Origin of the sequence: Phenylobacterium sp., assembly GCF_031360265.1 — a bacterium.
Taxonomy (GTDB): Bacteria; Pseudomonadota; Alphaproteobacteria; order Caulobacterales; family Caulobacteraceae; genus Phenylobacterium.
Genome location: NZ_JANMBF010000117.1, coordinates 1 through 11,744 on the forward strand (window position 1 = coordinate 1; position 11,744 = coordinate 11,744).

Annotated in this window: 8 protein-coding genes, 1 tRNA gene and 2 pseudogenes; 7 read left to right on the plus strand and 4 right to left on the minus strand. The window is 68.9% G+C overall.

All coding sequences use genetic code 11. The annotated features are described in order from the left end of the window. From RMN86_RS10810 to RMN86_RS10830, 5 genes and pseudogenes are all read left to right on the plus strand, one after another. Window positions 1-570, plus strand: a 570-nt coding sequence (locus tag RMN86_RS10810) for a TonB-dependent receptor domain-containing protein (protein ID WP_309605858.1), incomplete at its 5' end; no start/stop codon positions are given. 81 nt (window positions 571-651) lie between these two features. Then, window positions 652-2,691, plus strand: a complete 2,040-nt coding sequence (locus tag RMN86_RS10815; protein ID WP_309605859.1) for a sulfotransferase — start codon at window positions 652-654, stop codon at window positions 2,689-2,691. Beyond that, complete coding sequence (locus tag RMN86_RS10820; RefSeq protein ID WP_309605860.1) at window positions 2,688-3,989, plus strand: MFS transporter; 1,302 nt, start codon at window positions 2,688-2,690, stop codon at window positions 3,987-3,989. Before RMN86_RS10815 ends, RMN86_RS10820 begins: the two co-directional genes overlap by 4 nt. A 47-nt stretch (window positions 3,990-4,036) precedes the next feature. Then, window positions 4,037-5,224 (plus strand): annotated as a pseudogene (locus RMN86_RS10825) (mandelate racemase/muconate lactonizing enzyme family protein). Then, window positions 5,221-6,915: a GMC family oxidoreductase N-terminal domain-containing protein gene (locus tag RMN86_RS10830; protein WP_309605861.1), complete on the plus strand. Its 1,695-nt coding sequence runs from the start codon at window positions 5,221-5,223 to the stop codon at window positions 6,913-6,915. Before RMN86_RS10825 ends, RMN86_RS10830 begins: the two are co-directional and overlap by 4 nt. Window positions 6,916-6,989: 74 nt before the next feature. Here the strand turns inward: RMN86_RS10830 and RMN86_RS10835 are convergent, their stop codons facing one another. From RMN86_RS10835 to RMN86_RS10850, 4 genes are all read right to left on the minus strand, one after another. Next, a complete protein-coding gene (locus tag RMN86_RS10835) occupies window positions 6,990-7,508 on the minus strand; it encodes a UGSC family (seleno)protein (RefSeq protein WP_309605862.1) in 519 nt (172 codons plus the stop codon). Window positions 7,509-7,539: 31 nt separating this feature from the next. Next, window positions 7,540-9,126: a hypothetical protein gene (locus RMN86_RS10840; protein WP_309605863.1), complete on the minus strand. Its 1,587-nt coding sequence runs from the start codon at window positions 9,124-9,126 to the stop codon at window positions 7,540-7,542. 54 nt (window positions 9,127-9,180) lie between these two features. Next, window positions 9,181-9,275: transfer RNA gene (locus RMN86_RS10845), tRNA-Sec, on the minus strand. A 13-nt stretch (window positions 9,276-9,288) separates the two neighbouring features. Further along, on the minus strand, window positions 9,289-11,199 hold the full coding sequence (locus RMN86_RS10850; protein WP_309605864.1) for a SelB C-terminal domain-containing protein: 1,911 nt from the start codon (window positions 11,197-11,199) through the stop codon (window positions 9,289-9,291). Here RMN86_RS10850 and RMN86_RS18165 point away from each other — a divergent pair. Continuing rightward, a pseudogene (locus RMN86_RS18165) lies at window positions 11,164-11,469 on the plus strand (hypothetical protein); the annotation flags it as partial. The gene RMN86_RS10850 and the pseudogene RMN86_RS18165 sit on opposite strands and share 36 nt — an antisense overlap. An 18-nt stretch (window positions 11,470-11,487) precedes the next feature. Continuing rightward, the coding region (locus RMN86_RS10855) for a hypothetical protein (protein WP_309605865.1) at window positions 11,488-11,744 on the plus strand (257 nt) is incomplete at its 3' end.

Consider the following 11,744-nt stretch of genomic DNA (forward strand, 5'->3'; position numbering starts at 1 on the left):
TGGGACAATCTTCAGTCGCAGGTCTATCGTCCGAAGGACTCCTTCCTCACCTTCGTCCAGAACGCCGCCGATGCCGAGATCAAGGGCGTCGAGGGCAGCCTGATCTGGCGCGGCGTTCCTGGGCTGACGGTGACCAGCGCCGTCACCTACACCCACAGCGAGCTCACCCGGGTCACCAAGGGCGTCTCCAACCTGCGCCCGGTCGGCAGCCAACTGGCCCTGACGCCGGAGTTGCAGGGCAACATCGGCGTTCGCTATGAGCGCGAGATTGCCGGCGGCGCGAACGGCTATGTCCGGGCGGGCGCCCAGGCCGCCGGACGGATGTTGTCCACCATCGACCGTGGGGCCGACGCCTTCGGCAATCCGCTGCAGGGCGACTTCCACCTGCGGGCCTATCAGACCTTCGACGCCGGGATCGGGGTGATCAAGGACAACTGGACGCTCGAGGTGTTCGGCGAGAACCTGTCCGACACGCGTGCGCAGCTCTATGCCAACGCGTCGGACCGAGTGCTGCGCATCACCACCAACCGGCCGCGCACGTTCGGCGTGAGATTTTCGACGAAGTACTAGGTAAGCTGCTCAGCGCGCCACGCCGGGGGACGTCGTCGTTCCCCCGGCGTGGCGGCGTTGATCGGCGACCGGGGGCGACCCTTGAGCGTACAAGACCAATTCGAACCGTACCAAGTCGAACCGGCGTCGGCGACGGACGAGGCGCGGCGCAGGCTTCAGTCCGGCGACCTTGCCGGCGCGCTCAGTCTGGCCCAGGCCCTGTTGGCCGACGACCCCGCCGAGCCCGACGCCCTCTATATCGCCGCGGTCTGCCTGCGCCACCAAGGCAAGCCGGGGGATGCCCTGACGATCCTGGACCGTCTGCTCGCGGTCCAGCCGGGATATGGCCGGGCCTTTCAGGAACGCGGCTATTGCCAGCGCGCGATCGGCCGCGCGGACCTGGCGTTGCTGGCCTTTGAACGCGCCACCGGCGCCAATCCCGGCCTGGTCGCCAGCTGGAAGGCGCTGGCCGAGCTGAATGCGGCCGCGGGCCACGAGGACAGGGCCGCCGCGGCGCGCGGCCAGGCCATGTGGCTGGCGGGCCTGCCGCCCGAGCTGATCAGTGTCATCAGCCTTCTCCACGAGGGCCGCCTCTACAAGGCCGAACGCCTTTGCCGCGCCTTCCTGCAGGCCAACGGGCACCATTTCGAGGCCATGCGGCTGCTGGCCGAACTTGGGGTCCGGGCGCATGCCATGGAGGAGGCGGAGTTCCTGCTGGAGAGCTGCGCCGTCCTGCGTCCCGACTACCTCCCGGCCCGGTTCGACTACATCAAGCTGCTCAACAAGCGCCAGAAATTCGAGGCCGCGCTGAACGAGGCCGAAGCGATCCGCGGGATCGCCCAGGACAGTCCCCAGTTCCAGCTGCAGTACGCCAACCAGCACCTGGCCGTCGGCAACTTCGACACCGCGCTCGCGCTCTACGAGCAGTTGCGCGCCGCGGCGCCCAACGATCCGATCGTCAGCCTGACCCACGGCCACGCGCTGAAGACCGTCGGACGCCAGCAGGACGCAGTGGCCGCCTATCGCGCGGCCTATGCGGCGCGCGGAGATCTGGGCGACGCCTACTGGAGCCTGGCCAACCTGAAGACCTACCGGTTCTCAGACGCGGAAATCGCCCGGATGCGCGCGGCCGAGGCGGCGGCGGAGACCTCGCTCTTCGACCGCTATTCCCTTTGTTTCGCCTTGGGCAAAGCGCTTGAGGACCGCGCCGACTATGCCGCGTCCTTCGACTACTATGCGCGCGGCAACCGGCTGAAGCGCGAGGAGCTGAACTACAGCGCCGATCGGATGCACGCCGATCTGGCGGCCCAGGCGCGGTACGCGACGCCGGCGCTGTTCGCCGCGCACAGGGGCGGGGGCTGCCCGGCGCCCGACCCGATCTTCATCGTCGGCCTGCCACGCGCCGGATCGACCCTGCTGGAACAGATCCTCGCCTCCCATTCCCAGGTCGAAGGCACCATGGAGCTGCCCAACATCCTGGCTCTGGCGCACCGTCTGGACGGCCGCCGGCGCGTCGATGAGGAAGCTCAGTATCCCGCCAACATGGCTGAACTGACCGGCGAGGAACTGCGCGCCTTCGGCGAGGCCTATATCGCCGACACGGCGATACATCGCAAAGGCGCCCCCTTCTTTATCGACAAGATGCCGAACAACTTCCGCCACATCGGCCTCATCCACCTGATCCTGCCCAACGCCAGGATCATCGACGCGCGCCGCGATCCGATGGCCTGCTGCTTCTCCGGATTCAAGCAGCTGTTCGGCGAAGGCCAGGATTTCACCTATGGCCTGACGGACATCGGGCGCTACTACCGCGACTATGTCGAGCTGATGGATCACTGGGACGCGGCGCTTCCCGGCCGCGTGCTGCGCGTGCGGTACGAGGACGTCGTCGCCGATCTGGAAACGCAGGTCCGCCGGCTTCTCGACCACTGCGGGCTGGCGTTCGAACCGGCCTGCCTCGACTTCCACGCAACCGAGCGCGCCGTGCGCACCGCCAGCTCCGAACAGGTGCGCCAGCCGCTCTTCCGCGGCGGCCTGGACCAGTGGGAACACTACGAGCCCTACCTTTCCGACCTCAAACAGGCGCTGGGGCCCCTGCTCGCCGCCGACGCAACCCAATCAGGGAAAAGGACGCCGCATTGACCCAGGCCACCGTCGCCGCGCCGATCTCCGCGCCCCTGCCGCTGGTGCGTTGGTACGTCCTGGCGATCATGTGCCTGGGATATGCGATCAATATCGCCGACCGCTATGTGGTGACCACGGTCATGGAGTCCATGCGGCTGGAGCTGCATCTGACCGACAGCGGCATCGCCTTTCTCACAGGCATACCCTTGGCGGTATTCTATGTGACGCTGGGTATTCCGTTGTCCTGGCTGGCCGACCGCTCCAACCGGCGAAACATCCTTGGCGCGGCGCTGATCATCTGGTCAGGCATGACCGCCTTCTGCGGCCTCTCGCAGAACTATCTTCAGTTCCTGCTGGCGCGGATCGGCGTCGGGGTGGGGGAAGCCGGCGGCACACCTCCCGCCAACTCGATCATCGCCGACAACTTCCCGGCGGCGCGTCGCCCCATGGCCATGACCATCTTCGCGCTCGGCGCGCCGCTGGGCGCCTGGATGGGCGCCGACATGGCCGGCGCCGTGGCCAACCTCTACGGCTGGCGCGCGGCGTTCCTGGCGCTTGGCGTGCCGGGCCTGCTGCTTGGGCTGATCGTGTTTCTGACGATCAAGGAGCCGCAACGCGGCCGCCTCGACGCCAGCGATCACACCACCAAGGTCACCTTCGCCCAGTCCATGGCGTTTCTCTGGAAGCAGAAGGCCTGCGTGCACGTCATCATGGGCGGCGGCGTCTCGGCGCTGTGGGGCTGGGGCCTGATCTGGTTCACGCCGACCTTCCTGCAACGCGCCTATCACCTGAACGTCGGCGAGGCCGGGGGACTGATCGGCCCGATCCACCTGATCGCCGGGTTCGCCGCCACCGTGGTCACCGCCTGGCTCCTGTCGCGCCGCGCCTTCGACGATCCGCGCAACGTCAGCTGGCTCCTGGCCGGGGGTGTGGCGCTGGCCACCATTCCCTCGTTCTTCGCCTTCTACACACACCAGCTTTGGGTGGCGAAACTGATGTTCTGGCTGTTCATCCCGGCGATCTATTTCTACATCGGCCCGGCCATGGCGCTGATCCAGAACCTGGCGCCGGCCAAGATGCGGGCGACCTTCATCGCCATTTCGCTGCTTGTGGCCAATGTGCTCAACCTGATCGTGGCGCCCCAGGCGGTCGGCTTCATGAGCGACCATTTCGCCGGACCCGCCGGCGCCGACGCGGAGTCCCTGCGCCTGGCCCTGCTGATCCTGGCGCCCACCGGCTTCTGGGCGGCCTACCACTACTGGGCCGCGGCCAAGACCATCGTCGCCGAGCAGAAGCTGGCCATCGGCTACGTTTGAATGAGGGCGCTCCGAAATCCTGGCGCCGGCCAGCCGGGTCTCGACCGATGCAGCTGACCGACATCAAGACCTTCGTGGTCGGCAACCCGCCCCCGCACTTCGGCGGCCGCTACTTCGTGTTCGTCAAGCTGACGACGGACGACGGCGTCTGCGGCGTCGGTGAGGCCTACTGCGTCCCGTTCGAGCCGCACCTAGTGGCCGCGATGATCGAAGACGTGTTCGCCCGCTATGTCTGCGGCCAGGACCCTCACGACATCGAGGCGATGTGGCGGCGCGTCTATTCCAGCGGCTTCACCCAGCATCCCGACCTGACGCTGATGGGGGTGCTCAGCGCGCTGGAGATGGCCTGCTGGGACATCGTCGGCAAGGCGGCGGGCCAGCCGGTCTACAAGCTGCTGGGCGGCAAGGTGCACGAGCGGCTGCGCTCCTACACCTACATCTATCCGCGGCCCGGCGATCAGACCGACGTCTACCACGATCCGGACCTGGCCGCCGAGCGGTCGCAGGAATATCTGGCGCGCGGCTATACGGCGCTGAAGTTCGACCCCGCCGGCCCCTATACCGCCTTCGACGGCCGCCAGCTTTCGCTCGAGGCGCTGGACCTTTGCGAGCGGTTCGCCCGCACGCTTCGCGAGGCGGTGGGCTCCCGCGCCGACCTGCTGTTCGGAACCCACGGTCAGATGACCGCCGCCGGCGCCATCCGCCTGGCGCGACGTCTCGAGGCCGCCGATCCCCTGTGGCTGGAGGAGCCGGTGCCGCCCGACGCGCCCGACGAGATGGCCAAGGTGGCGCGGGCCACCTCGATCCCCATCGCCACCGGCGAGCGGCTGACCACCAAATACGATTTCCATCGCCTGCTGCAGGCCGGGGCGGCGTCGATCCGGCAGATGAATCTCGGTCGTGTGGGCGGTCTCCTGGAGGCCTAGAGGATCGCCGGCATGGCTGAGGCCTACCACGCCCAGATCGCCCCGCACCTCTACTGCGGGCCGATCGTCGGCGCCGCCAACATCCAGCTGGCCACCTGTTCCCCCAACTTCCTGATCCTGGAGAGCATCGAATACTGGCAGGGGTTCCACGCCGAGATCCTGATCAAGCCGGTGCGCTGGGAAGAGGGCTATGTGATCCCCTCCGATGAGCCCGGACTGGGCGTCGAGCTGAACGAGGCGGTGGCCGAGGCCAATCCCTATTCCGGCGCGATGCTGCACCTCGAGATGACCCAGCACCCCGTCCGATGACGGAGACCTTCGACTATCTGATCGTCGGCGCCGGGACGGCCGGCTGCGTGGTCGCGGGGCGGCTGTCGGAACGGACGGACACGACCGTCCTGGTGCTGGAAGCCGGCGGCTCGGACCGCACAGTGTGGATCCAGCTGCCCATCGGCTATGGCCGCACCTTCTTCGACGCCAGGATCAACTGGATGTATGACACCGCCCCGATCGCGGCGCTCGGCGGGCGCACCAGCTACTGGCCGCGTGGCAAGGTGATCGGCGGCTCCGGCTCGATCAACGCCATGGTCTATGTGCGCGGCCAGCCGGGCGACTTCGACGACTGGGCGGCGCAGGGCAATCCCGGCTGGTCCTACGCTGATGTGCTGCCCTATTTCCGGATGTCGGAGGATCACGACGCCGGCGCCTGCGTCGATCACGGCAGCGGCGGCCCGATCCATGTGACCGACCTGGGTCCCCGCGCCCACCCCCTGTGCCAGCGGTTCATTGCGACCGCCGGGGCGCTGGGCTTTGCCGCCACCCCCGACTTCAACGCCCCGCCCGGCGAAGGCGTCGGCGTCTACCAGATCAACACCGACAAGGGCCGCCGGGCGTCCAGCGCCAACGCGTTCCTGCGCCCGGCGCTGCGTCGGCCCAACGTCGCGCTTCGCACGCGCGCCCACGTCACCCGCATCCTGTTCGAGGGCACGCGCGCCGTCGGCGTCGAATATCGCCGTGGCGGACGTCTCGAGCGGGTCCTGGCGCGCGGCGAGGTGATCCTGTGCGGGGGCGCGATCAACTCGCCCCAGTTGCTGCAGCTGTCCGGCGTCGGCCCGGCGCAACCGCTGCGCGCGCTCGGCATCGCACCGGTGGCGGACGCGCCGGCGGTCGGCCGCAACCTCCAGGATCATCTGGCGGTCTCCTATTTCTACCGTTCCAGCCGGCCGACCCTGAACGATGAGCTTGGCCCGGTGAGCGGCAAGCTGAAGGCCGGCCTGCGCTACCTGCTCGACCGGGGTGGGCCGCTCTCCATGAGCGTCAACCAGGGCGGCGGGTTCGTGCGCAGCGACCCCGGCCAGGCGCGGCCCAACCTGCAACTCTATTTCAGCCCGGTCAGCTACACCCAGACCCCGCTCGCCGAGCGTCGGCTGACCAACCCCGATCCGTTCTCGGCCTTCCTGCTGTCGTTCAATGCCTGCCGGCCGACCAGCCGTGGCACGCTGTCGATCCGCTCGCCCGATCCCCTGGTCCACCCGCTTATCCAGCCCAACTATCTGGACACCGACCACGATGTGGCCGAGGCGCTGGCGGGGTCGCGGCTGCTGCGGCGGCTGGCGACCACGGCGCCGTTGTCCGACATCATCACCGGCGAGATCCTGCCGGGCGCCAACCTGAGTACCGATGAGGACCTGCTGCAGGATTTTCGCGACCGCGCCGACACCGTCTATCACCCGGTCGGAACCTGCGGCATGGGCGCCGATCCGGCCCGCTCAGTGGTAGACGCCCGGCTGCGGGCGCATGGCGTGCAAGGCCTGCGTGTCATCGACGCCTCGATCTTCCCAGCCCTGACCTCCGGCAACACCAACGCGCCCACGGTGATGGTGGCCGAGAAGGGCGCGGCCATGGTCCTGGAGGACGCCCGCGCGCGCCAGACCCCTTGGGTTGGGTCGGCCGTGCCCGGTCTGGCGCGGGTCAAGCCTCGCTATCGTGCAAAAACCTGACGGAGCCTATCGACGTTCAATGCCCGAGAGGTCGATCAACCCGTCCGCGCCACGCGGCCCAGGCCGATCGACATTCAGGTGGTGAGCGCGGCGATGACGGAGTCCAGGACGGCGTGGGCCTTGGCGCGCATTTCATCATCGGTGGCGTCCTGGATCGGATGATCGACCAGCACGTAGCGCGCGTCGTCCATCCCCAGCGCCTTGCGCTGAACCTGGGCGGCCTCGGCGAACTCGCTGGACGCGATGGAGACGGCGGGTAGACCCTGGATTTCGAACCATACAGTGTCGTGCAAACTGCACGTCGTGCACGATCCTCAATCGGCGAGGGCTTCCACCAGGACACTGCATTCCGAGCGGATCTTCAGCCGCAGGTCCGGCGGGCAGGGCTTGGCGAAGGTCGGCTTGGCGTACCGCTTGATCGCGACCTGGGGGTAACGGTCCGCCAGCAGTCGTTGCAGCTCGTCCAGCAGGACATTGCCGCGCGGCTTGCTGATGTCCAGCAGGCCGATCACGCCGGTGATGTTCCCGGTCCGCGCGGTGACCTGTCGCGCGACGGGAACCCGTTCGTCGGTTGGATCCAGAATTGTCGTCATCGACGTCCTCCGATCATCTGCGATGAGCCTATCAGCATTCGATTTTCCTGGAAACGACGGCCGAACCCGCCGGTCCGGTGACCCAGCCATGGAAGCAGGCGGAGAATTTTCCCGCCTCGGAGCCGGCGACGACGATGTGGATGTGCTTATCGCTGGCGAACTTGGGGGAGGGCGCCGCCAGTTGCGCCTCGCTCATCCTCGCGGCCGAGGCGACCGGAATTCCCGCGCCCGACACCGCGTTGGCCACCATCTCGCGCAAGGGCCGCGCGGTGACCGCCTGGATGCGTTCGCGCAGCCTGGTCTTGGCGTAGCCGCCCTGGCTGGTCAGCGTCCTGACGTGCTCGGGACAGACCACCAGCAGGGCGTCGACCGGCATGCGGTGGATCTTCGACAGGAACATGCCCTCGAGCCCCAGGCCGAGCGTACCGGCGATCTGGTCGGGCTGGCGCGATTCCTGATCGACGATCTGCACCGGGCCGCTGGTCATGGCGAAGGCCGTCACCACCGAGTCCGCCCGCTGGAAACCGCGTTCGACGTGCAGCGGATCCCAGGGCGAGCCTTCTTCCCATTCCGCGAAGCACATGGTGAACTTCATCGGGCTGCTGAGCGTGGATCGGTCGACCCCGCCCGGGCGTGCCCCGCCGATATTGCGCACCACCAGTCGCAGCGCGCGGCCGATGGTGGCGTTGGCCCGATTGCCGGTTCCCAGCGCGCCCAGCTTCATGTTCATGCCGATCCGCTCGCGGATGGGACCGTTGATCACCAGCACCGGCGAGGCGCCCATGGTGGTGGCGGTGACCCCGTGCATGTTGAACTCATCGGTGCAGACGGCCTCCACCGCGGCGATCACCACAGGCAGATATTCCGGCCGGCAGCCCGCCATCACCGCGTTGATGGCGATCTTCTCGACGGTCGCCGGGGCCATGTTGGGGGGCACTACGGCGACGACGTCCTGGGCGTTGCGCGAGGTTCCCGACAGCATGCGCAGCACCCGCTCCGGGGTCGGGGGCGTCAGCGGCAGGCCGTCGCTGAAGCCCTGGTCGAACATGAACTCGTCGACGTCGTCGGAGCTGGCGATCTCGATCCGTCGCGCGCGTATGGGACTGTCGTGGGCCTGCGCCAGCAGGCGGTCGTGGATCTCCGGGTCCAGGTGTTTCGATCCGCAGCCCGGCCGCCAGTCCGGAAGCTGCGACCACGCCACCGCCGGCGCGGGCGCGTCCAGGTCTTCGGCGATCCGCAGCGCCAGGTCCTCCCACTCCTGCCGGACGAAGCCTTCGAGCGGAGACGGCCGTTCGGCGTCGGAAGCGACCCAGAAGACGGCGGGCACGATCTCGAACCCCCAGGCCAGCGAGGTCGCACACGCGCTGTCGTCGAGGATCGGCAAGGTCAGGCCGTGACGGTCCTTCAGGATGGCGTTTCCATCCGCCGACTGCCCCAGCATCCAGATGTCCGCCACCCCGCCCCAGGCCTGGTGGAACGCCTCCAGCACCGGGGCGACCAGATTGCAGGTGTTGCAGTCTTCCTTGACGAAACAGATCAGGCTGGGACGCCCAGAGGGGTAGGCCCGAACCCCGCCGGCCAGGTCGCGCAGGGAGAATGGCGACGGGGTCGAAGTCATGCGGCAGTCCTCATCTAAGCATCCGAGCCCACCGGACGACGCGGCCCGTTCGATTGGCGGAGGTGGATGGGAATCGAACCCACCACACGCCTTTGGGACGTGTCACCGGTTTTGAAGACCGGGGAAGCCACCAGACTCCAGTCACCTCCATCGCCCTCGACACTAGATCGGGTTTTGCGAAACGCCGAAGGGGTTTTCCGCCCCGGTGATCCGTCGCGCGTCGCCCTGGCGCACGGTGGCGCCCTTGGCGTCGAGGAATTCCAGCGCCGGCACGATGAACTTGCGGGTTGTGCCGAGCGCCGCCCGCGCTTCCCCGGTGGTGAACTCGGCCGGCGCCGGAAAGGCCGCGCTGAGCGCGCCGAGAGCCGCCGCCAAGGCGTCGATGTGGAAGACCAGGGTCTGGCGCAGCGCGTGGTTGCGCAGGGAGACCGCGCGCCCGGTCTCGATCAGCAGCTGGATCAGGTCCTGATCGGCGAGGTCCGCGTCGGGCGGCATAAGGCCGCCCTCCCGCAGCGCGCCCTCGATCTGGCGCAGGCGGGCAAGGGCCTCAGCGGAAAGGGTCGCCAGGGGATCGTGGCCGGTGCGCGCCACCAGCGCGCCGTCCAGACGGATCTCGCCGGCCGCCGCCAGTCGCGACTCGACGTGGGCCACGAGCTCGCGGGACACCCCGCTTCGAATTGCGCCGGCCGACACCCACGACCGCGCCGGCGTCAGGCGGTGCGCCTCGGTCAGCCGCTCCAGGTAGGCCTGGCGCGCGCCGGCGACGGCGGCCCGTGTGGCCATGACGCCGTCGTCGATATCCTCGAAGTCCCGGGCCAGGCGCCGGCGGACCTCGGCGGCGCTGTGGCGCGAAAGCCGGGCCGCCTCGGCCACCCGCAGGCTGCCGCCATCCCGCCGCGCCAGCTGATGGGCGATCGGTTCCAGGTCGCCGGCGACGACGGCCTCCAGCAGATCCCGCCGCCCCTCGATCCCCCCACTCCTGGCGGCCCGTAAGGTTGGCGCAGTCGGGTCGAGCACGACGACGCCGCCGATCGTCTCGGCCGGCGACGGCCGCCTCAGGATCGCGCGCTGGCCGGCATAGGCGATGACCGGGGTTGAAAAACGCAGCTGCGCCAGGCCCCGATCACCGGGCGAAAGCACTCTGGGACCGATCAGGCGCAGCCTGGCGATGTCCTGCCGGGCGCCCCACATCACCCGCACCTCGTCCGTCGGTTTCAGCGGGCGGGCGCCGTCGGCCGAGAGGGTCAGTTCGACGTCGACCCTTGCGCTGGCCTCGTAGCAGCCCGCCGCGCACAGCACCTCGCCAGCCCGGATCTCGCCCGCCGACACACCCCGCAGGCCCACGGCGACCCGGCCGCCAGGCGCGGCAAGCTCGGTGGTCTGGCCATGGATCTGGATCTGTCGGACGCTGACCCGGCGTCCCGACGGCTCGAGCGACGCCGCTGCACCCAACCCCAGCGCGGCGCCGAGCAGGGTGCCGGTGACGATGGTCCCGGCCCCGGCGACGCTGAAGACCCGATCCAGCGGCAGATAGGCGCCCGGCAAAGCCTCGGGGGCCGGGCTGCGTATGACCAGCGCCTGCAATTGGCCCGACAGTTCGTCCAGCCCCATCCCGGACACCGCTGAGCAAAAGACGATGGGTTCGCCGGCCAGGAAGCTGTCACTGAGCTCGCTCGTGATCCGACGGCGAACCTCGGCCTCGGCGCCCTCCGCCAGCAGGTCGGACTTGGTGACCGCCACGATCCCCGCGCGCAGGCCCAGCAGGCTGGCGATACGCAGATGCTCCCGCGTCTGTCGTCCGAACCCCTCGGTGGCCGACACCACCAGCAGGACCGCCCGCGCCCCTGTGGCGCCCATCACCATGGCGCGGATGAAATCTTCGTGGCCCGGCGCATCGATGAAATCCACACAGCCCGCCGGATAGTCGCGCCAGGCGAACCCCAGGGTGATCGAAAGCCCGCGCGCGATCTCCTCCTTCAGCCGGTCGGTCTCGATGCCGGTCAGGGCGCGGACCAGGGCGGACTTGCCATGGTTCACATGGCCGATCACCGCCAGGCTGAGGGGTGCGGTCACGCACTTGTCCTTCCCCGCGCGTCCCTGTCCGCCCGGGCGCGCATCCCCAAGCCCCTACAGCGAACCGCTGCGCCCGTCACCCGAGGCGGCTTTCCTCCTGTCGGACTGGTGTTACGGCCGGGTTGGCGCGATGATCGGGCGCGGCGTCAGGGGACAGGGAGACGAACCGTCAAGCATCGTAGCCCCAAGGTTGGCGCTCCAGACCCGCGTCGCCGCCTGCCGGCGGTCGGGACGATCTGTGCTGACCCCGCCGCCCAGCCGCTGAACGCCCAGTTCGGCGCCGCCGCTGTGGCCGACGCGATGCGCGGCGTGCTGGCCGAGACCCGGGCGAGCCTGGTGACCGGAAACCGCGAGATTCCGACCTTCGCGGGCCTGCTGGACGCGGTGGCCCGGCGGCTGGCGGACGGCGCCCGTGAGACCCTGTTCGGGGTGATCAACGCCACGGGGGTGGTGATCCATACCAACCTGGGACGCGCTCCACTCGCGCCGGAGGCCGTCCGCGCAATGCAGGCGGCAGCCGGCTATGGCAACCTGGAGCTCGACCT

Coding starts and splice junctions, on each gene's coding strand:
- RMN86_RS10830 (WP_309605861.1), top strand. CDS start 5,221: ATGACGGAGACCTTCGACTATCTGATCGTCGGCGCCGGGACGGCCGGC.
- RMN86_RS10840 (WP_309605863.1), bottom strand. CDS start 9,126: ATGACTTCGACCCCGTCGCCATTCTCCCTGCGCGACCTGGCCGGCGGG.